Raw genomic sequence first — 20,208 nt, 5'->3', positions numbered from 1 at the left:
ATAAAGTAAACCATACAACAAGGAGAGTTTTCATACATGTCTAATGTTCTATTCATCAAAGCAAACAACAGAGCCATTGAGCAATCGGTAAGTGTAAAAATGTATCACGAGTTTCTGGAGTCTTTCAAAGCAAGCCACCCGGAAGATCAAATCACGGAGCTTGACCTCTTCGCAGAGAACCTACCTTATTATGACGGTGTTGCCATTAACGGAATGTTCAAAGCCTCCAAAGGCTTCGAAGCAACACCGGAAGAGCAAACTGCTGCAGCGAATGTCAGCAAATATATTGACCAGTTTCTTGCTGCCGACAAAATCGTTTTTGCCTTCCCATTGTGGAACATGACGGTACCTGCCGTACTGCACACCTATATCGACTACCTGAACCAAGCAGGAAAAACCTTTAAATATACGCCTCAAGGCGTTGTAGGTCTCGTGACCGGCAAGAAAGTTGTGATCTTGAATGCACGCGGCGGCAACTATTCCGAAGGACCTATGGCAGCAGCAGAGATGGCTGTAAACTTCGTGATGGGTAATCTCCGTCAATGGGGCGTACAAGACATCGAGACGTTGATCATCGAAGGTCATAATCAATTCCCGGATGAGGCTGAACTGATCGTCCATAACGGTCTTGAGCTTGTTAAAAAGGCTGCTGCTGGATTCTAATAGAGAACTTATACTAACTTAAATTTGTATATTTAACACACGAAAACCACCGTTCCATTGAACTCCATCCCAATGGTTAGACACCATCTAACATTGGAGGTGCAGTTCAAATGAGGGTGGTTTTTTGTTTTGTGTATTGGCGGCTTGTTAAGATTTAGATCTTGTCCCATTGAATCCATAAATCACGCGGATTTCGTACATAGACCCCGTTATCCCGGCTCATATACTTATGAATGATAAATTCCCGCCGGATGGTTGCGTAATCCGCATGATATTGCTTAATAAACTCGTTGATCTCCTTCTCAGGGTATTCCCGCCCCATTTCAAGCTGTTCCACCAGGTGCTCCATAATCACCAGCTTCTTCTTGTACTGTGCCGGAATTTGCCGCAGGCTTCCATCCTCAGCCATAAAATTTCTTAGTACGGAGGCTTTATACGCCTCACTTGCTGTCAATTCCATCATGATCAACCCTCCAAAAAACAAATTTTATAAGCATCTAATTTAATAAATATCTAATTAGAAGATAATCTAATTTCTAATGATTGTCAATCCCTCCCCCCACTCATGTGAAAAACCGTACTGCGTCAACGGGAAATCTGGATTTATCGTTTTATTTGCTGTAGGATTATAATGCTGATCCATAGCGTAAGGTTAAATACATAAGGAGGTTCACCATGCTCGACGTCTTAATTATCGGCGCAGGCCCATGCGGTCTCGCAGCTGCCATTGAGTGCGGCCGCCAGGGCCTCAGCAGCGAGATCATCGATAAACACAATGTAGTCCATTCCATTTATCTTTATCCGACGCATATGCAGTTTTTCAGTACAGCTGAAATGCTCGAAATCGGCGATGTTCCATTTGCCATATCGAATGACAAACCGTTCCGGCACGAGGCGCTGGCCTATTACCGCAGAGTTGCCAAGCATTTTAATCTTAACATTTTCCCATATGAGGAAGCCCTCACGATAACGAAGCAGCCGGACGGCAGCTTTCAAGTGAAAACGCAGAAGCGCGGCGGTGAGAAATCCATTCGACAAGCCAAACACGTAGTCATCGCTACGGGTTATTTTGACCATCCGAATTATATCGGCATTCCTGGTGAAGACTTGGAGAAAGTAACGCACTATTTCCGTGAAGCTCATCCTTATGCCGGCATGAAAACCGTTGTCATCGGAGGCAGTAACTCCGCTGTCGATGCAGCCATGGAGCTCATCCGCGTTGGAGCAGAGGTCACGATGGTGTACAGGGGCGAAGAAGTGTCCCAGAATATCAAGCCATGGGTACGTCCTCTGTTCGACGGCATGGTTCAGAAGGGACATTTACAGCTTCACCTGAACTCCCGTGTCGTTCAAATCGCGGAATCCTGGGTAACCGTTCTTTCGAATCAAGGTCAGGAAACGATCATTGAGAATGATTTTGTCTTGGCATTGACCGGCTTTCGCCCTGACCGCAAGCTGCTCGCCTCCTCTGGCGTCGAACTGAATGAGGACATGGAGAAACCGCTCTATAATCCGGATACGATGGAGACCAACGTTCCAGGACTTTATGTGGCTGGCGTCATCGCATCGGGCCGTAACGCTAATGAGGTCTTCATTGAAACGGGCAGATTTCACGGGCGCTTGATCGCACAGCACATGGTCTCGAATGTTTAACAAAAGGAGGGATCTCCCATGGACGTAACTTCACTCATCCTGCTGGCCATGGCCGGACTTGGCATTATCAGCAGCAACTCTGCTGTGACCATTGCGATGCTGACTTTGCTAATGCTCCGCGTAACCGGCTTTCAGCAGGCCTTCCCATGGCTGGAGAAATACGGACTGACCCTCGGTATCATCATCCTCACCATAGGGGTGATGTCGCCGCTGGCCAGCGGTAAGATGAGCCTGCAAACCATCGGCGAGTCCTTCCTCCATTGGAAATCACTGCTCGCCATTGCCGTCGGCATGCTTGTCGCTTATCTGGGAGGACGCGGAGCTACCCTGATGGGAAGCAACCCGACCGTGGTTGCCGGGCTCCTCGTTGGCACCGTCCTCGGTGTTGCTCTATTCCGCGGCGTTCCCGTGGGGCCGCTGATTGCCGCCGGTCTGCTCTCCCTGCTTATCGGCAAATCTTGAGGAATGCTTGTTTGCCTTCACCTGCCATGCAAACAAGTAATAACACGTTGAATGATGGCCTCCCTGCTGGTTCAAGGACCCTTGGGGAGGTTTATTTTTTCTGTAGTGCGGCAACAGCTTGTTCACTCATCATTACCATATATAGTCTATTCTATGGTATGATAGCTATCGTATTTCAGCTCTTCTTCCCATACATCCCAGTGAAACATGATTGATCAGGAGGTTACATCAATTGTCATCCACAAATACGAATTCAGCGGCTGCCCCATTGAGGCAGCTTCCTGTGCTGCTCTTTAGGCAGCTTAGACCGAAGCAATGGACCAAAAATCTGCTTATTTTTGCCGCCCCCCTGTTCTCGTTCGAAACGATAAATCCTGGATCGCTCCTCGATACGCTGATCGGTTTTCTTCTCTTGTCCTTCGTATCCGGCTGCGTCTATATCGTGAACGACTATGCGGATCGCGAAGCCGATCGCAACCATCCGGTGAAGAAGTACCGCCCGATGGCATCCGGTGCCCTTCCGCCCAAGCTGGCGCTTGTGTTTGGTGCGTTGTTGTTAGCAGCTTCTCTAGCTGTCTCTTATGTTCTTAATCCGTTGTTTACCGGCTTGCTGCTGCTCTACTTCGCAATGAATGTTGCTTACTCGTTCCGGCTGAAGCACGTTGTCATCATCGACATCATGATTATTGCGGCAGGGTTTGTACTGCGGGCCATTGCAGGCGGTCTGGTGATTCATGTGCCCTTCACGCCGTGGTTCCTGCTGTGCACCATGCTGTTGTCGCTCTTTCTTGCTATCGGCAAGAGACGGCATGAGCTTCATCTGCTGCAAAATGACAAGGGCTCTCACCGCAAGGTGCTGGATCAATATTCATTTGATCTGCTGGACCAGATGAGCAGCATTGTCACAACGGCAACCATCATCAGTTATTCGCTGTTTACCTTTACATCGGGCAGAACCGTTCACCTCATGTGGACCATTCCGCTTGTCATCTACGGCATGTTCCGCTATCTTTATCTGATACATATCGAGAAGAAAGGCGGTGCGCCTGACCGGGTGCTCCTGGAGGACACTCACATCCTGGTTACCGTCATTCTCTATGTAATAAGCGTTGTCGGAATTTTGGTGTACTTTGAATAATACAGAATTGGTAATAGAGGGATCCCATATGAACCAGAAATTCGCTATATTCGATATCGACAAAACGGTGATTCATACGGACTCCATGTTTCAATTTTTGCAGTATGGTATACGGAAAAAGCCTTCCACGGCACCCGTCATTCTGAAGGTCGTGCTGCATTCCGTGCTGTACAAGCTGAAGCTCTTGGAAGCCGAAAAAGCAAAAAGCGCTTATTTCCATGCGATGCGCCATATGGAAGACTCCGATCTGGAGCATTTTTATCAAACAGAATTAAAGCCCGCCATCTTTCCCGATGCGCTGAAAGAGCTGCAGCTTAAAAAGAGCGCGGGTTATCATGTCCTGCTCGTAACGGCATCCCCGGATGCGTATATGAGATACTTTGCAGAGCTGCCATGCGTTGACACCGTGATAGCGACAAAATTGACCCGGCAGGACGAACGCTTTACCTCAATGATTGAAGGCAGCAATTGCAAGGGAGAGGAGAAAGTGAACCGCATTCAGCAATATCTGGAAGAGCAACAGCTGACCATTGACTATGAGTCATCCTGTGCTTATTCCGATTCCTTATCCGATCTGCCGATGCTCCGGCTGGTCAAGCACAAATATCTAGTCAATCACAAATCCGCTCATGGATGCGAGGGATTAACATGGAGCAGGTAAAAGCACAGGACTCTCCGCGCCACCTCGGCAAGCTGCTGATGGTTGTATCGGCCTTTTTGACGGCTACCGGGCAGCTGTTCTGGAAGTGGGGTCATACCAACTTGCTGTATATGGGGATCGGGTTTGTCTGCTATGGCCTCGGGGCTGTACTCATGATCAAATCATTTTCCCTGGAGAAGCTATCCGTAGCCTACCCCCTGATGTGTATCAGCTATATTGTGGCCCTGTTTTATGGTGATTTTTTTCTGGACGAACCTCTTACCCTAAAAAAACTGGCCGCTGTAGCCCTGCTTGGAATCGGGGTGACCTTAACTTCCTATGAAAAATGACATCCTGCTCTACTCACTTCTGCTCTTGATGACACTTCTGGGCTCGCTTGGGAGCGTATTCTTCAAGGGGTACACCGCGGGCAAACAAATCAAGCTGCTTCTGATCGGTTTTTTCTGTTACGGTTTGGGGGCGCTGCTGAACATTTACCTGCTTGGCCAGCTTCCCTACACACTGGTTATGCCAGCCAATGCGCTGACATTTCTGTGGGCATTGCTGTTTGCCAAACTGGTATTCAAAGAAACCATAGGGATTCGAAAAATCGCGGGTGTCGCGTTTATTATTTCCGGATTGCTTATGCTCATCTGGTGAATGCATGCAGAACGGCTCACTTTGAATACATAAAATGATTAGATTGGTGGAAAGCGAACATGACTTTTTTCCGTTATTTGTTTCGACATAAAAAAGATAATTATACGGCCATCGGCTTAAGCATCTGTCTTGCGCTATGGTATGTTTTCATGAATCTTCCCTTCGTGACCTACATTAAGGATCATGCAGCCACCCTGATGCCCCATAGCCCTTTCTATGGTGCACCTTTTACCTTGAATCTGTTTAACTTCGACCCTTCGATGGAATATGGCCCGGAAAATATCTCGATCATACACCCGTTCATTAATTTCCTGACAAGTCCGTTAACATCGATCATCGGGAGTTCCAACCTCCCTTATCTTCTGATTCAGTCAGTCTTGAATGCCTTGAGTGCAGCTCTGGTATATTACATCATCCGCAGAGGCGGAGCAGGCTGGGTGCTTTCCCTCGTCACAGCCGCTTTCTTTGGTTTCAGCTCTTACTCACTGTACACGGCTTTTATACCGGATTCCTATGCTTATGCGCAGTTTATGATCATTTTATCTGCGGCTTACTTGCAGCATAACCGAATCGAGAATCGGTTTGGGGTAATGCCTAACGCCTCCCTGGCCCTTATCAATTTCGGAATTACATCTACGAATGTAGCAACCTTCTCGGGAGCACTGTTGATCAGTATGTTGGATAGACGAATGAAACACGCGTTTAAACGGTTTATCATCATAATGCTGGTCTTTCTGGGCATGGTTGTAATTGTTACACTGCTTCAGCACCTGCTGTTCTCAGGCAAATCGTGGATCGGGAACGTATTTACAAGCATGCAGAACGGCGCGCTCAGCTACGTTTCTCCCTTCTCCTTCACGCATCATTCACGCGTGTTTTACATGCTGTTTGTAAGTCCTATTCTGTCGCCCGAGCTTGCTATGATTGATCCGGGAATCGCTGCGTTTGTGACGGATTTGTCCAAGCCGTATCCGATCCATGTCCATATCGTCGGTCTCGGCATGCTCTTGCTCGCCGTGCTCTCCTTCATCAAAGGCATCAAATCCCGTGATACGTGGGCGTTCAGCATCTACATTCTGTTCGCGATCCTGCTCCACGTCATCGTTGGCTTCGGTCTGGCTACGTATAATTACGATATGTACTTGTACGCAGGGCATTATCTGTTTGCGGTATTCGTACTCGCCGCGATGTTCATTGCAAAATTGAACAGCTATCGTATTCAGCAAGCTCTGACCGGCATCATGATCCTATTCCTGTTTATCACCTTGGTGAACAATATCGTATTACACGGTCAGACGCTGGATTATATTCAGACGACTTATGACACGGTGTTCCATAATATCGAGAAATAAGCATTGCCTCAAAGGGGGTGTCCCGAAAGATCTTAGATCTGGACGGACGCCTTCTTTTTCCTATTAATAGACACTTTCTCTACGAATCGTTCCTCGTATCACTACCGCTTATCTACTCACTTACCAAGAACAGAATGCTATCAAATGTAATAAATCACTTTCTTTCTTCTTCTCTTGACGAACCACTACATAATGTAGTAAATTGTAATCACTACGTAGTGTAGTAATTCATTTCGTTATGGACGCATAACGAACTCAAGAGGTGCTCACCGTGAAACAGGTACAAAAATTATCGGATACTGAAATGGAACTAATGGAAGTAATTTGGGAGTGTACGCCGCCTGTGACATCCACCGAACTCCTGCGTTTGTTTTCTCAAAAAGGAAGGGAATGGAAACCGCAGACTATATCCACCTTTTTATCGCGCTTGGTGGACAAAGAGGCGCTTGCAGTTACGAGGCATGGACGGACAAATCAATATATGCCTCTCATTTCTCCTAAAGATTATAAATTACTCGAAACGCAAAACGTGCTGGACGGGTTATATCAAGGCTCGGTGAAAAACCTAATATCGGCTCTATACGATGGCGACAAGCTATCAGATGAAGACATTTCAGAACTGAAGAAATGGTTTTCGGAAAAGTAGGTGCACCTTATGAATACGATACTTGAATTGCTGTCTATCCTTACCGTTGCCGGAAGTGTCGTCGTAGTCTGTATTCTTTTACTGCGAATCGTATCCATCCATGCTATTCCACCAAAATGGCGTTATAGAATTAGCAAAATGGCTTTAGGCTTTTATCTTCTACCTGTAGTGCTTGGTATACAGTGGGTTTCACGGTTCTTTACTTTCAAGTTTAAAGCAACCACCCCCATCTCAAACCAGTTGCCATTAAATGTACAACATACGCTACCTGGACATTCAGGGTTCAATCCGAAGCCATTTATGGCAGAGCAGACTATTTCAACCCATATAGCCCTTCTCCTCCTCAGTCTATGGGGACTCGGAGCTGTAGCCTTTGCCGCTTGGCAGACCGTTTCTTATCGCAGATTATTGAAAATCCTGGAACAGACGCGTTCCTCCGTTTCGGAGAATAGTGAAGCAGCTAAACAACTCCTTTTTACCAAGCAAGCTCTTGGTGTTACTAGCAAGGTCCAGCTTGCGTACAGTTCTGCCGTTCGGAGTCCAGTGCTTGTCGGCCTTTGGAAGCCAACCATCTATCTCCCTATGGAGAATACCGTAGACATGGATATGGGTATGGTGATCCATCATGAGTTGATTCATCTGAAGCGAAAAGATTTATGGGTCAAGGCGTTCACCTTGGGAGCCAGTGCCTTACATTGGTTTAATCCCTTGGTACACATTCTTCAGAAGGACATTCACACATGGAGCGAGCTTTCTTGTGATGAAGAAGTCGTAAAAGGGATGTCCTACGCCGAACGAAAACGCTATGGAGAAACCATCTTGAACGTCATGGCAGGATCAAGAAATTTACCCGTACGATTTTGTGCCTCCTTATCCGGTGACGGAAAACAATTAAAAAGGAGATTAACGATTATGCTCAGCGTAAAGAAATTGAAAAAGAAAACAGTGTACCTCACGATAACAGCTGTATTTTTGGTGGCCGCAATTAGCACAACAGCAGCGGCATGGGCTTCCAGCAACACGCCCAAAGTAGTAGAAGATGAAAAAAGTCAATTTAAAGCTCAATCAAATGAAGTTACCTTAAAACCTATAGACGAAACTAAAACAAATGAGGTGGAAGTTTCTCGTTCTACACCTGCATCTGATAATGAAACAAATACAGGATCGCAAATCAAAGAAAATACGGATATACCCAAAGCTCCAGATGCAAGTGAAAAAAGCGCTCCTGACCCTCTAGCAGTTGAAGAACTGATTATGCCAGTAGACGAAGGTTATAGAAAGTCTCACCTAACTGAAATCCCTCCGGGCACTTCAATCACGGTAAGATCCATGACACCTGAAAAAAAGACTTCGATGAAGGAACTTGAAGAGGAATTACAAGCAACAATGAAACTCGAGGAGTCTATCGACTATGATGAATCTTCTCATAAATAACAATTTTGAAAAAAGCACTGCCTCAAAGGCAGTGCTTTTTTCAGATATTATTGACTTTATTTGTACACCTTTTCCATTTTTGATACCCTCCGCTTATTGCTGAACACACCCTGCAGCTTTAAGTCTCCAAATGCTGCACGTTATACAATCTCGCATAACTTCCTTCGAGATTCATCAGCTCGCTGTGCGTGCCCTGCTCTGTAATCCGGCCATTCTCTAACACGACAATCTGATCGGCATGCGTAATCGTCGAAAGGCGATGAGCAACAATCAAGGTTGTACGGTTATTTGACAGGGAGGCAAGCGCCTGCTGTATCAGGTGCTCCGACTCCAGATCCAGCGCCGAGGTTGCCTCATCGAGGACCAGAATGTCCGGGTCTTTAAGAAAGACGCGGGCGATCGCCAGTCGTTGCTTCTGTCCTCCCGAAAGTTTAACGCCTCGTTCACCCACCTCGGTATCATAGCCCTGCGGCAGCTGAGTAATGAAATCATGCGCATTGGCCGCTTTGGCGGCTGCAACTATCGCTTCTTCCTCTGCTTCCGGATTACCGAACAGAATATTTTCCCGAACTGTGCCACTGAACAGGAAGTTATCCTGCAGCACCATACCTACGGCCCCCCGCAAACTGTCCAGCGTCAAATCCCTGACGTCGTGTCCGTTGATCCTAACAGCGCCTTGCTGCACGTCGTAGAATCGGGGAATCAGTCCGATGAGTGACGACTTGCCGCCGCCGCTCATGCCGACAAACGCAACGGTCTGGCCTTGCTTAATGGTCAGGCTGATATCTTTAAGCACCCAGCCTGCATCGTCATTGTACTTGAAGCAGACACGATCAAACTCGATCTGTCCGGCTCTCTTGAGCGTTTTGGCATCAGGACGGTCCAGGATGTCATAAGGCTCGTCCATGAGCTCCTTGACCCGCTCCAGCGACGCTGAGGCCTGTGTCAGAACCGTTGAAGAGTTGATCAGGCGGCGAAGTGGAGCATACAGCCTGTCAAGGTAGCCAAAAAAGGCTACAAACGTACCCAATGTCAGATCCCCCTGAATTACCCGGTACCCTCCGTAACCGATCACCAGGATCGGCGCAATATCCGTCAGCGTATTGATTATCGAGAAGGTGAGCGCGTTCCAGCGGGTCTGGGCCATCGCTTTATTCAGAAAATTTCCGTTGATTCCTTCAAATTTCTTCTGGTCATAACGCTCCAGGGTGAAACTTCGGATAACCGAGATGCCCTGAATCCGTTCATGCAAGTACGCCTGGATGCCTGCCAATGCCTGAGAGCGGTCTTTGGTCAGCCGCTTAAGCCGCTTGTACAGCAGATTCACCGCGAGTCCATACAAGGGCAGAATCGAGATGGCGACCAGGGTTAGCACCGGATTCATAAAGAACATAACAATCAAAACAAACAGCAATGTAAACATGTCCAGCCAAATGTTCATCATACCGACTTCGACCAGATTCTTGGACTGCTCCACATCGTTAATAAAACGTGATATCGCTTCGCCTACCTTGGTATTCTGATAGTAACGCAGAGATAAGCGCTGCAGATGTGCATAAAGCCGATTACGCATATCAAACAAAATTCGGCTGGTAATAAACTGGGCAAAGTACTGCCTCAAGTATTCAACCGGACCACGCACAACAACAAACAGCACAAGTGTACCGGCCAGAATCCACATCAAATCCTGAATTTTCTGCTCTATGGTCATCTGCTGGTTAATCAATAGATCATCAACAACGTATTTCATGATCATCGGCAGTAATAACGGGATTGCAAATTTGATCATGCCGATAATGAGAGTCAGAATGATCCACTTCATATAAGGCTTTACGAAGGGATAATAGATTTTCCATGATTTCAATAGTAATAACAGCCCTTTCCCAAGATTATAGAATTATAAGTTTTCCGCGAGGCTGAGCCTATTCGATAATCGCAAGAAAAAACACCCTCCAAAGCGGGTCTGTCTTCTGTGAAAGTACATGGATAGACGTTTATATAGCGTAACATCCACCCGGTTGTTAGGGGAAGAGCAGTTGACAATTGTGAACTTCAATGCTTTATTAGTTCTAAACTTATAAATAGTATCATGTCACGCAGGAGGATTTAGTCATGACCAGAATTTTCGTGACGGAGGCCGTTATGCTAGCCATTTACGGCCAGCTGTTAATACCATCTAAACCCGTCGAATACATCATTCCATACACTACGATTTTGGAATTATATGAACTTCATACCACCGATGAACATCTCATGAACAGCAGTGCTGATGATCAGCACGTCAAGATAAAGATCGGCGAATTGATTTCCTATTTTGAAGAGCCGTTGAATAAAAAGAAGATCGAACGGGCCCTTCAAGTTCCCTGGGCGAAAAGCCCATCCATTCCCGTTGGCGAAACCACCCGGGTATCCGTTATGAACACGATGGACACAGCACCGTACGGGGAGTCGTTTGATCCGATTGAAACCGAGCTGCTCCTGGCATCCCAAAGAGCGGAAGCTCCCATTCTAACAGATCAATACGAATTGATCCAGCGTATCGTTGATAGCGCTCTTCCTGTTCAGGTCTATGATATCGACGATTTTGATTTTGCACTGGAGGTCCCGTTTTCCGGTCTGACTTAATGGTTGATATCGGATTGTGCGGAACACAAGCTAATATAGCAAAGGAGTCCCTCCCCCGGTTTGAATGGGGCAGGGACTCCTCATTATGACCGAAAAAAATTCCCCAAGCGGGGAATTGAAGGCATGCACGCTGATGCCACCTAGGCTTTCAGATTTTCTCTTTTACCTTATCCAGCAAGTGCACCGTAATGGCATCCATGGCCGGCAATGCATGAAAGTCAAAATATTTAAGTGATACTTCCGTATTAGGAGACAGATGAATTGCACTGTGCAGACCGGTTGCTGCATACACGCCAATCACATAATACTCCTCATCTCCGCCAAGATGCTTCTTCCTATACTCTGGACCCGATACAAGGTCCAAGAGTCGCATATCATCCGCTGTCAGGCCACTCTCTTCCCACAGCTCTCTGGACGCTGTATCTTCAAGAGCTTCGCCAGGCTTCAGGCTTCCCATCGGGAGCCCCCACTCGTCCTTGTTCTGCCGCTTCAGGAGCAGAATCTCTCCATTCTCGTTCAGCACAAGCACCGCCGCTTTCACACGGACCACCGAACGTTTGCCGATGTATTGGCGAATATCACGGTGATATACGCTCATCTTGGGAACCTCCTCTCCCTAGATGGCGCTGCAGTCTCTCACTCAAGTTAATTTACTGCGCCCTCTTCTTCATAAATATACGAAATGTCATCCAACGATTCCTCATATTTCACGCGAAGCGTATAACCGTTCAAATACCATAAATCCTGCTCTTCCATAAAGAACGTTACCTCTTCCGAACGCTCTGTCAGTCCCGCTTCTCTTGGTTCTTCTACTGAAATGCCTAGCGAAAAGCCGGGATGCAGCCCCCCGCCTGAACTATATCGCGGAAAGAAGCGAACGAACGTGCCTGCTTGAAGATCAAGTTCCTTCTTGTACCAACGTGCCGCCTGATCGCTGACTTGAATTTGCATGTATCGTACACCCTCCTTAGACGTCATATAATGTTGACCCCATCGTTATTAAGGACGGAGACCTTAGGAACGGTTCATATTTGGTTGTAGTATTATCATAACGCAAACGTATGTTAGGATACAAATCATTTTGATAATAAAATAGTGACATAAGGTTGTCCACTGCCTGCTGTTTGAAATAACCTGCCCTGTTCTCGAAAAAATAAGTTTGACACATTCCAGTTCATGGTGATAAAATTCAGTCCATACAAGAGCGATTTGAATAAATTGTAAAAATGACGAAGAAAGGGTGAGTGACATGTTTAAACTTATTGCTATGGATAAAGATCATCTGCATCCATTCCTACAATTAAATATGGATCGACTCTCCCATGGTGCTGTCTCATAGTCATTAAGCTTCGTTCATTCGCAAGAATGACCAGAACGAAGCTGCTAACCGCTGCACGGAAGTCATGATCACCGTGCGTATGATAAATTCAAAATTAATGAAGCATATCGTCCGTCCTCGGATGATGTGCTTTTTTTGGTTTTTGCGGGTGATATGATGTCAGAACTGCATACGAAAGGAAGGGATAATGTGTTTGCCGTACTTAAAAATTTAGGCTGGTTTTTCAAGCGTGAGAAGAAACGTTATTTGATCGGCCTTGCACTTCTCATCTTTTGCGGACTGGTTGAACTTCTGCCGCCGCTCTTGCTCGGAAATGCCATTGACGATATCGTCAGCAGTTCGATAACCTGGGCCTCCCTGGTCCAGTATTTGCTCATGATTCTCGGCATCGTCGCTGTTGTGTACTGTGCCACGTACATATGGATGCATCGACTGTTCGGTGGAGCGAACCTTGTAGAGCGCCTGCTCCGCACCCGGTATATGAATCATTTGCTCCGGATGCTTCCGCCTTTCTTCGAACGAAACCGTACCGGAGATCTGATGGCAAAAGCAACGAATGATCTTCGCTCCGTGGCAGCCACCGCCGGTTTCGGCATGCTGGTCATGACGGATTCCACTATATATTTGATCGTGGTCCTGTTCGCCATGGGTTTCATTGTCAGCTGGAAGCTGACACTCGCTGCCATTTTGCCTATGCCGATCATCGCGATTGGTATGGTGATCTACGGAAGAGCCATTCATAAACGCTACACGCTGGCGCAGGATGCTTTCGGCGACATGAATGACCAGGTTCTGGAGTCGGTTGCAGGCGTGCGTGTCGTACGTGCTTATGTACAAGAGCGCGCCGATCAGAAACGCTTCCAGGACATCACGGATGATGTATATCGCAAAAATCTGGCCGTCGCCAAAGTAGACGCCCTGTTCGAACCGACCATTAATTTCTCCATCGGACTGAGTTATGTAATCGGTTTAACCTACGGGGTATACCTGGTGTTCCAGAACCAGATCACCCTCGGAGATCTCGTATCGTTCAACATGTACCTCGGGATGATGATTTGGCCAATGTTTGCAATCGGAGAATTGATCAACATTATGCAGCGGGGGAACGCGTCCCTGGATCGGGTTAACCAGACGCTGAATACTCCGCCGGATGTAACGAATGCTGAAACGACTGTAGACGTGAAGGTTCCGGATACCATTCAGTTTCGGGATGTGACCTTCCGGTATCCGAGCTCTACTATAGATAATTTGAATAACATCAACTTTATGCTGCAGAAGGGCCAGACGCTCGGCGTTGTAGGCCGTACGGGCAGCGGTAAATCTACGCTGCTCAAGCAGCTTCTTCATGAGTATCCTACCGGAACCGGCGGCATCCTTATATCCGGTGTGCCGATGGAGATGCTCTCCACCGACCAGCTCCACAGCTGGATCGGGTATGTACCGCAGGAGCAGATTCTATTCTCCAAAACGGTTCGGCAGAACATCCAGTTTGGCAAAAAGGATGCAAGTGATGAACTGATCATGGATGCCATCACAACGGCCGCTTTTGACCGGGACTTGGTTACCCTCTCCGATGGGCTAGATACGCTTGTGGGTGAGAAAGGCGTTGCCCTGTCCGGGGGACAAAAACAGCGGGTCTCGCTGGCTCGCGCTTTCATCGGCGACCCTGAAATCCTGATTCTGGACGACTCCTTGTCCGCGGTGGATGCCCGGACTGAAGCCAGAATCATTGACAACATCCGGAGCAAGCGCGCCGGCAAAACGACGCTTATCTCCACGCACCGTCTCTCGGCGGTTCAGCATGCCGATGTCATCGTGGTGCTGGAGGAAGGCCGAATCATCGAGCAGGGAACGCATGATGAACTGCTGGAGCTCGGCGGCTGGTATCGTGAACAATACGAACGCCAGCAAGTAGAAAACAATCTAACCTCTGAGGAGGTGTCTTAATTGACTCCAACGGATACAACCATATCGAATGAATCCGGAATCGCCAAACGGCTGTTCCGGTATGCCTTAACGGCAAAAGGCACCTTCATCACGGCTTTGATTCTGCTGGCGATTGGCGTTGCCGCAGAACTGGCAGGTCCCTTCATAGCAAAAACGATGATCGATGAGCACATACTTGGCATCGAGCGGCCTTATTACGAAACCACGCAGGTCGAGGGTGCTGCTGCGTATAACGGGACTTACTACAAGCGTGAAGATCGCTTTCAACTAGGCGAGACACGCGGGCAGGAAGTACGCCTTGTCCAATCCGGCCGCAGTTTCTATTTCATCAACGAGCCGGTCGCCCGGGTAGAAGGCAAACGTTCCTTCCAGGACGGTGTATTGACGATTTCTTACGCCTCGGAGAAACAGCAGTATCCGGCTGTCCCATTATCCAAGGAGCAGCTGTTTGAATTTTATAAACCGGAGCTTCCCAGCATTTATAAGCTGGTCGGCCTGTTCCTGATCTGTCTGCTTATTTCCATGATCACGGTATTCGGCAGAACCTACTGGCTGCAATCCGCTGCCAATCGGGTCATTCAGAAGCTGCGTACCGATGTTTACGCCCATATTCAGCGGCTGCCCGTGAACTTCTTTGATAACCTGCCGGCAGGTAAAGTCGTTTCCCGGATCACCAATGATACCGAGGCGGTAAAAGACCTGTTCGTTGCAGTATTATCTAACTTCAGCTCCGGAGCCGTGTATATAACCGGTGTCTACATTGCCCTGTTCCTTCTGGATGTAAGATTAGGCCTAATCAGTTTGTTTGTAATCCCGATGTTGATCGTGTGGACCATTCTGTATCGCAAATTCGCGACCAAGTACAACACCGTGATCCGCTCCCGTTTGAGCGAGATCAATGCCATCATCAATGAATCCATTCAAGGTATGGCCATCATCCGTGTATTCCGCCGCCAAAAGGCTACCCAGGAAGAGTTCGAAGCACTGAATGCGGACTACATGGCCCATCAGAACAAAATGCTGAACTTGAACTCCTTCACCACCCACAATCTGGTGAATGTGCTCCGTAACATTTCCTTTGTAGTCGTTCTCTGGTATTTCGGCTCTGCATCGCTGAACGGTGCCGGCATTGTATCGATCGGGGTGCTGTACGCCTTCGTTGATTTGCTCGGCCGTATGTTCCAGCCGATTACAGGTATGGTGAATCAGCTGGCAGCCCTCGATACCTCCATTGTCTCCGCTAAACGGGTATTTGAGCTCATGGACGAGACTGGAGAGAAAGTAACCGATGGCGGCATGCCGCGTTATATGGGGAATGTGGAATTTCAAGACGTGTCGTTTGCCTACAAGAAGGATTATGTTCTTAAGAACATTTCATTTGAAGCCAAGCAGGGGCAGACGGTTGCACTTGTAGGACATACCGGATCCGGAAAAAGCTCCATCATCAATCTGTTGTTCCGTTTCTACGATCCACAGAAAGGAACCATCACCATTGATGGTCAGCCTGTTACCGACATTCCGAAACAATGGCTCCGCAAGCATATGGGTATCGTACTGCAAGATCCCTATCTATTCACCGGCACCATTGCTTCCAATGTCAGCCTGGGTGATCCGAGCATTACCCGGGAACAGGTGGAGCAGGCACTCCGTGATGTGGGTGCAGACCGATTGCTGGCTCACCTGCCGCAAGGCTTTGATGAGCCGGTCCTTGAGAAGGGCAGTACGCTTTCTGCCGGTCAACGGCAATTGATCTCATTTGCCCGGGCCTTGGCTTTCAATCCGGCCATTCTGATTCTCGATGAAGCCACGGCTAACATCGACACAGAGACGGAAGCGCTGATCCAGGATGCGCTGGAAGTATTGAAGCGAGGTCGTACCACGTTTATCATTGCCCACCGCTTATCCACGATCCGCAGCGCCGATCAGATTCTGGTCCTGCACCGCGGGGAAATCGTTGAGCAGGGCTCCCATGATGAATTGATGGAGCTCGGTGGAAGGTACTTCAAAATGTACCAGCTCCAGCAAGGAAGCACTGCCTCCCTGCCGGAAGGCAAGGAAACGGTTGGCGCCGCTGCCCATAGTAAGCTGGCTGGTGGCCATGTTTAGCTGATGAAAGAATATACGATGCAGATTAAATAGAAGAAGGCTTCCCCATGCACGAATGCAACATTCGCACGGGAAAGCCTTCTTTTTACATTATATATGGACTGGTTCTATGAGATCACTTCGTGAAATTAATGATACCGGCCGATTTGACCGTGATTTTGGAATACTTGGCTGGCACCAGCACGTCATCCGAAGACTTGGAGATGACTTGCGGGTAAATGCTATCCGGATCGGGCTCAAGAACTTTGTAATAGATAACCGCTTCGGAATCACTGACATAGTCGACCGAGGAAATTTTAATGCCATAACCCGGATTTGGCAGATCATCTTTGGTTACCGTTACTTTGTTCTGCGATTCATCCACCTTGACCACGCTGGTGCTTATACCCGATTCGGGCTGTTCGGGTTTCTCGGGTAACGTGATCTGCTGGTGCTCTTCAATGAACTGGATCGAATGATAAGCAAGCTCTGCCGCCTCAATCCGCGTTAAATGATTCGTTGGATGGAACTTGTCATTGCTATCCAGCTTAGCGATTTTGGTTAAGAGCAGGAACTGCACCGCTCCCCGGCTCTCCTCCTTCATCAGGTCCTCGTCAGCCACATGCAGATACATCGCAACGACAGGATAATTTCCCGTCTGCTGAATGGCTTCCGAGAGCAGAGTCGAGAACACTTCCCGCGTTATCGGTTCATTCCACTTCATGTCTGAGGATACGGATAATCCGTTCTGAACCGCGATATTCACGGCGTTGGCATACCAGGCATCCTTCGGCACGCTGTCAAACGAACGGCCATTATAGTTCGGCTGCACTTTCAGATCAGCCACATTAACAATCATCTGCACCGCTTGGGCAGTTGTAATCGTCCTGGACGGAGCGAATTTGTCAGCACTTATGCCTTGGATAATCCCTTTCGCCTGCAGCTCCTTCACCATTTGCAGCGGCTTCTGCTCCTGGATATCCGTGAAAGCAGAGGCGGCGCCAGCACCGAGTAGTGACGAAGTAACAAGCATTGCAGTTAACAATTTGGTTGTTTTTTTCATATTTACACCTCCTATAATCTCTGACGCAGAGGTGCTGGAATATGTTTCATCTCCGCCCTATTTTCTTCTAAACACTTTTTTCGCTGTCCAAGCCCAGCTTCACGTACATTTCACGGGAATATCCTTGCAGTTTCTGCTCCAGCGCCTGGGCCTGGTCCTTGAATGCAGTCAACTCCCGAATCATTCGGGATCGACCGGCAGGGCTGAACGTCTCATGAATCCGCTCTTTGAAATAATCATGAACGATATAATTCCGCTGCTTCCACACTTCCTTTAGTTGAAGTGTTTCTTCTTCGGAGAATGGAAAGTAATGCTGGATCTCGTGCACCAGCTGACCGAGAGAACTGCTTAATTTCCGCTGATATAGCTGCGTGAAATCTTCTTCCGAAGGCACGTTCCCTTGGGAGAGCTTGATCAGCATCAACAAATTCGCAAGCTGCTGCTCAAGAGCCTGTGAATAATACACCGCTAATCCGAAATAGGCAAACAGCTCTTTGGAGTGGTCACTGTCCAACAGTCGAGATTGTTTCATGGTATCCTCCTCTAGTATTGGCTGTCTTTACCGTTTCTATTTGTGTATATCCTATATGGTAAAGGAAGACTGCACCTACTTCAACCTACTTTTCGGATCGCATTCGCCGCATCCTTGCGGCAGGCAATCCATAGATATATCACCAGTAAAATAAAGCTGTATATGAACAAATATGTAATTGTCAAAGTCAACATCAGCATAGACATTCCTTCAGCATGCATAAACAGATTAATCATAACGGAGACGGGTGGCAGTATATAAGGGACAAATCCAAAAGAATCCGGCAGCCCCTGAACGATGGATTGTCCTGCTAATGCAAGTACGATAACCATGAACAGCAAGCCGGCTGCTCTCCCCTGATTCTCCATGAAACTGATTTGAAAAAATAAGGACAGCGAAATGCCAAGCAAGGCTAGTCCAGCATGGCCCACGTAACCTAGAGCAAACTCATCGAATGTAATCGGCTTATCAAACATCCCGAAAATGATGGGGTAAAGAACCGCAAACAAGCTGAAAATCAAAGACAGTAAAGCAACCGTGAAATATTGAGCGGTATAAAATCGTCTAGAGCTGCCGCTATGAACAATAAGGAGTATGGATTGACGACCTTGGTCATGATTAAGAAAATTCATGCCGAGCCAGGCTGAACCGATAAACAGCAGCACAGCGGTTACGGCATAACTGTCCAATATCGGATTTGGCCGGTAGGAGTATATAAATACCACCGAGATCAATATAAAGGCGACTGGGGCGAAATACCGGTACGATCTCGTGTAGCTCGCCAGCATGTACTTAATCAACGGAATTATCATGCCCTCATCCCCTCAACCTGTTGGCTTAAAGGAGATTCCACCTGCTCCATCGTCTCCCCGCTCCACGGCTCAAGGCGGATTATGGATCCCCCCGATTGCAGAATCCGGAGCAAGATATCGTCTGCTGAATGCTTGCGTACAACCATCGATGCCGGATTCCCTCGGGATATCCAATATAGAAATCCAGGCTCCCCTTCCAGCTCCCGCAATCGGTCCGGTTGAACGTCAGCGAATTCCAGCTTCGTTCTTGCGTCAACATTATGGATAGCGAGCACACCGTCTCGTTCCATCCGCCCCCGCTTCAGTTGTGTCACCCGATCGGCTAGCGAGGCAATCAGCAAGGGTTCATGAACGGACATCGCAATCGCTGTTCCCTGCCTCTTCATTTCGCCTAGGATACCGATCATCTCCATCTGGGAAGACTCGTCCAATCCTGACAGAGGTTCATCCAGAACAAGCACATCGGGCTGCCGAAGCAAGGCCTGCATTAAATTGACCTTTTGGAGCATCCCCTTGGAGCATAATGTCATTTTGATGTCCTGCAGCTGAAAAACGTTCAGCATCGCATCGATCCGCTTCGTCGCTTCTTGTGTATCCAATCCTTGAATGCTGGCCATATGGTGCAAATATTCTGAAGGACGAAACCGAAGAGCAGGAAAGCGCTCCGGTACATATCCGAAACGCAAGGATGCTTCTAGTTCAACTCTGGATCCCTCAGAGGGAATCGCAAGTCCGGCTATGATATGGAGCAAGGTGCTCTTTCCCGCTCCATTGCCTCCAATTATGGCTACGCACTCGCCTCGGGATAAACTCCAGCTGATATTTTGCAATACAGCAGACTTTCCGAAACGTTTATGTACTCCGTTTAATTCGAGCAGCTCCTGCAAACACTTCAACTCCTGTTCCCCTTGTTCTGGTGCTGTATGTATTGTAGAACTTCTCTATGTGAAAGCACGGCAGCTCCATTTACTCTTGGACAAGGCTCGTATCTTACATGACAATAACATTTTATGGACGTCGTTTCAATGATGGCTACCTTTCGTGTAAGTTTTTTTAATTGACGGGCAAAGGGGGTGCCATTATTTTAATAAGGTATCGTAGACGAATGGGGAATAGGGGCTTATAATTACTTATTTATAGAAGCATTACACACCATC

21 protein-coding genes are annotated in these 20,208 nt (G+C 47.7%); 13 read left to right on the top strand and 8 right to left on the bottom strand.

Going from position 1 to position 20,208, the window contains the following annotated elements; translation table 11 throughout:
* The first annotated feature begins 36 nt into the window (after nucleotides 1-36).
* Nucleotides 37-663, top strand: a complete 627-nt coding sequence (locus tag WDY75_RS12385; protein ID WP_063479995.1) for an FMN-dependent NADH-azoreductase — start codon at nucleotides 37-39, stop codon at nucleotides 661-663.
* 154 nt (nucleotides 664-817) lie between these two features.
* Here WDY75_RS12385 and WDY75_RS12380 read toward each other — a convergent pair whose 3' ends face one another.
* The gene (locus WDY75_RS12380) at nucleotides 818-1,126 is read right to left on the bottom strand and encodes a DUF2087 domain-containing protein (RefSeq protein ID WP_231888192.1); all 309 of its coding nucleotides are present in this window, start codon (nucleotides 1,124-1,126) and stop codon (nucleotides 818-820) included.
* A gap of 212 nt (nucleotides 1,127-1,338) precedes the next feature.
* Here WDY75_RS12380 and WDY75_RS12375 point away from each other — a divergent pair, with 212 nt between their 5' ends.
* The 9 genes from WDY75_RS12375 (at nucleotide 1,339) to WDY75_RS12335 (ending at nucleotide 8,648) form a co-directional block, all read left to right on the top strand.
* Nucleotides 1,339-2,316: a YpdA family putative bacillithiol disulfide reductase gene (locus WDY75_RS12375; RefSeq protein ID WP_063479996.1), complete on the top strand. Its 978-nt coding sequence runs from the start codon at nucleotides 1,339-1,341 to the stop codon at nucleotides 2,314-2,316.
* 18 nt (nucleotides 2,317-2,334) lie between these two features.
* A complete protein-coding gene (locus WDY75_RS12370; RefSeq protein WP_006211214.1) occupies nucleotides 2,335-2,778 on the top strand; it encodes a DUF441 domain-containing protein in 444 nt (147 codons plus the stop codon).
* A gap of 232 nt (nucleotides 2,779-3,010) precedes the next feature.
* Nucleotides 3,011-3,916, top strand: coding sequence for a decaprenyl-phosphate phosphoribosyltransferase (locus WDY75_RS12365; RefSeq protein WP_036642148.1), 906 nt, complete (start codon nucleotides 3,011-3,013; stop codon nucleotides 3,914-3,916).
* A 28-nt stretch (nucleotides 3,917-3,944) separates the two neighbouring features.
* Nucleotides 3,945-4,577: an HAD-IB family hydrolase gene (locus tag WDY75_RS12360; RefSeq protein WP_063479997.1), complete on the top strand. Its 633-nt coding sequence runs from the start codon at nucleotides 3,945-3,947 to the stop codon at nucleotides 4,575-4,577.
* Nucleotides 4,565-4,906: a DMT family transporter gene (locus WDY75_RS12355; protein WP_006211217.1), complete on the top strand. Its 342-nt coding sequence runs from the start codon at nucleotides 4,565-4,567 to the stop codon at nucleotides 4,904-4,906. Before WDY75_RS12360 ends, WDY75_RS12355 begins: the two co-directional genes overlap by 13 nt.
* A complete protein-coding gene (locus WDY75_RS12350; RefSeq protein ID WP_006211218.1) occupies nucleotides 4,896-5,216 on the top strand; it encodes an EamA family transporter in 321 nt (106 codons plus the stop codon). The genes WDY75_RS12355 and WDY75_RS12350 overlap by 11 nt, the downstream gene beginning before the upstream one ends.
* A gap of 59 nt (nucleotides 5,217-5,275) precedes the next feature.
* Complete coding sequence (locus WDY75_RS12345) at nucleotides 5,276-6,568, top strand: DUF6080 domain-containing protein (protein ID WP_006211219.1); 1,293 nt, start codon at nucleotides 5,276-5,278, stop codon at nucleotides 6,566-6,568.
* Nucleotides 6,569-6,839: 271 nt separating this feature from the next.
* Complete coding sequence (locus WDY75_RS12340) at nucleotides 6,840-7,214, top strand: BlaI/MecI/CopY family transcriptional regulator (RefSeq protein WP_006211220.1); 375 nt, start codon at nucleotides 6,840-6,842, stop codon at nucleotides 7,212-7,214.
* Nucleotides 7,215-7,223: 9 nt separating this feature from the next.
* Nucleotides 7,224-8,648: a M56 family metallopeptidase gene (locus tag WDY75_RS12335; protein ID WP_063479998.1), complete on the top strand. Its 1,425-nt coding sequence runs from the start codon at nucleotides 7,224-7,226 to the stop codon at nucleotides 8,646-8,648.
* A 118-nt stretch (nucleotides 8,649-8,766) separates the two neighbouring features.
* Here the strand turns inward: WDY75_RS12335 and WDY75_RS12330 are convergent, their stop codons facing one another.
* On the bottom strand, nucleotides 8,767-10,512 hold the full coding sequence (locus tag WDY75_RS12330; protein WP_036642144.1) for an ABC transporter ATP-binding protein: 1,746 nt from the start codon (nucleotides 10,510-10,512) through the stop codon (nucleotides 8,767-8,769).
* 248 nt (nucleotides 10,513-10,760) lie between these two features.
* Between WDY75_RS12330 and WDY75_RS12325 the strand changes: the two genes are divergently transcribed.
* Nucleotides 10,761-11,273: a hypothetical protein gene (locus WDY75_RS12325; protein WP_006211223.1), complete on the top strand. Its 513-nt coding sequence runs from the start codon at nucleotides 10,761-10,763 to the stop codon at nucleotides 11,271-11,273.
* Between the two features lie 148 nt (nucleotides 11,274-11,421).
* On the opposite strand, the gene WDY75_RS12320 is transcribed toward WDY75_RS12325, so the two are convergent.
* Both WDY75_RS12320 and WDY75_RS12315 read right to left on the bottom strand, forming a co-directional pair.
* Complete coding sequence (locus WDY75_RS12320; RefSeq protein WP_006211224.1) at nucleotides 11,422-11,871, bottom strand: NUDIX domain-containing protein; 450 nt, start codon at nucleotides 11,869-11,871, stop codon at nucleotides 11,422-11,424.
* 47 nt (nucleotides 11,872-11,918) lie between these two features.
* Entirely contained in the window at nucleotides 11,919-12,224 is a 306-nt protein-coding gene (locus WDY75_RS12315; protein WP_006211225.1) for a HesB/YadR/YfhF family protein, read from the bottom strand.
* A 577-nt stretch (nucleotides 12,225-12,801) separates the two neighbouring features.
* On the opposite strand from WDY75_RS12315, the gene WDY75_RS12310 reads away from it, so the two are divergent.
* A complete protein-coding gene (locus tag WDY75_RS12310) occupies nucleotides 12,802-14,559 on the top strand; it encodes an ABC transporter ATP-binding protein (protein WP_036642464.1) in 1,758 nt (585 codons plus the stop codon).
* Nucleotides 14,560-16,665, top strand: a complete 2,106-nt coding sequence (locus WDY75_RS12305) for an ABC transporter ATP-binding protein (RefSeq protein WP_063479999.1) — start codon at nucleotides 14,560-14,562, stop codon at nucleotides 16,663-16,665.
* Between the two features lie 115 nt (nucleotides 16,666-16,780).
* Here WDY75_RS12305 and WDY75_RS12300 read toward each other — a convergent pair whose 3' ends face one another.
* The 4 genes from WDY75_RS12300 to WDY75_RS12285 form a co-directional block, all read right to left on the bottom strand.
* Nucleotides 16,781-17,707 carry an S-layer homology domain-containing protein gene (locus tag WDY75_RS12300; protein WP_063480000.1) on the bottom strand — a complete coding sequence of 309 codons (927 nt, stop codon included), beginning with the start codon at nucleotides 17,705-17,707 and terminating at the stop codon, nucleotides 16,781-16,783.
* Between the two features lie 67 nt (nucleotides 17,708-17,774).
* Nucleotides 17,775-18,239: a hypothetical protein gene (locus tag WDY75_RS12295; protein WP_006211229.1), complete on the bottom strand. Its 465-nt coding sequence runs from the start codon at nucleotides 18,237-18,239 to the stop codon at nucleotides 17,775-17,777.
* 80 nt (nucleotides 18,240-18,319) lie between these two features.
* A complete protein-coding gene (locus WDY75_RS12290; RefSeq protein ID WP_063480001.1) occupies nucleotides 18,320-19,051 on the bottom strand; it encodes a hypothetical protein in 732 nt (243 codons plus the stop codon).
* Nucleotides 19,048-19,947 carry an ABC transporter ATP-binding protein gene (locus WDY75_RS12285; protein ID WP_228030027.1) on the bottom strand — a complete coding sequence of 300 codons (900 nt, stop codon included), beginning with the start codon at nucleotides 19,945-19,947 and terminating at the stop codon, nucleotides 19,048-19,050. The genes WDY75_RS12290 and WDY75_RS12285 overlap by 4 nt, the downstream gene beginning before the upstream one ends.
* Nucleotides 19,948-20,208: the final 261 nt, after the last annotated feature.

This window comes from Paenibacillus glucanolyticus, from assembly GCF_037333485.1.
In the GTDB taxonomy this organism is placed as follows: Bacteria; Bacillota; Bacilli; order Paenibacillales; family Paenibacillaceae; genus Paenibacillus_AQ; species Paenibacillus_AQ glucanolyticus.
The sequence above is the reverse complement of the archived record's forward strand: the minus strand, read 5'-3'. Positions and strand labels throughout refer to the sequence as shown.

Excerpts from the sequence above, each read along its gene's own strand:
- WDY75_RS12385 (WP_063479995.1), top strand. The coding sequence starts at position 37 with ATGTCTAATGTTCTATTCATCAAAGCAAACAACAGAGCCATTGAGCAA.
- WDY75_RS12380 (WP_231888192.1), bottom strand. The coding sequence starts at position 1,126 with ATGATGGAATTGACAGCAAGTGAGGCGTATAAAGCCTCCGTACTAAGA.
- WDY75_RS12375 (WP_063479996.1), top strand. The coding sequence starts at position 1,339 with ATGCTCGACGTCTTAATTATCGGCGCAGGCCCATGCGGTCTCGCAGCT.
- WDY75_RS12370 (WP_006211214.1), top strand. The coding sequence starts at position 2,335 with ATGGACGTAACTTCACTCATCCTGCTGGCCATGGCCGGACTTGGCATT.
- WDY75_RS12360 (WP_063479997.1), top strand. The coding sequence starts at position 3,945 with ATGAACCAGAAATTCGCTATATTCGATATCGACAAAACGGTGATTCAT.
- WDY75_RS12355 (WP_006211217.1), top strand. The coding sequence starts at position 4,565 with ATGGAGCAGGTAAAAGCACAGGACTCTCCGCGCCACCTCGGCAAGCTG.
- WDY75_RS12350 (WP_006211218.1), top strand. The coding sequence starts at position 4,896 with ATGAAAAATGACATCCTGCTCTACTCACTTCTGCTCTTGATGACACTT.
- WDY75_RS12345 (WP_006211219.1), top strand. The coding sequence starts at position 5,276 with ATGACTTTTTTCCGTTATTTGTTTCGACATAAAAAAGATAATTATACG.
- WDY75_RS12335 (WP_063479998.1), top strand. The coding sequence starts at position 7,224 with ATGAATACGATACTTGAATTGCTGTCTATCCTTACCGTTGCCGGAAGT.
- WDY75_RS12325 (WP_006211223.1), top strand. The coding sequence starts at position 10,761 with ATGACCAGAATTTTCGTGACGGAGGCCGTTATGCTAGCCATTTACGGC.
- WDY75_RS12320 (WP_006211224.1), bottom strand. The coding sequence starts at position 11,871 with ATGAGCGTATATCACCGTGATATTCGCCAATACATCGGCAAACGTTCG.
- WDY75_RS12315 (WP_006211225.1), bottom strand. The coding sequence starts at position 12,224 with ATGCAAATTCAAGTCAGCGATCAGGCGGCACGTTGGTACAAGAAGGAA.
- WDY75_RS12300 (WP_063480000.1), bottom strand. The coding sequence starts at position 17,707 with ATGAAAAAAACAACCAAATTGTTAACTGCAATGCTTGTTACTTCGTCA.
- WDY75_RS12295 (WP_006211229.1), bottom strand. The coding sequence starts at position 18,239 with ATGAAACAATCTCGACTGTTGGACAGTGACCACTCCAAAGAGCTGTTT.
- WDY75_RS12290 (WP_063480001.1), bottom strand. The coding sequence starts at position 19,051 with ATGATAATTCCGTTGATTAAGTACATGCTGGCGAGCTACACGAGATCG.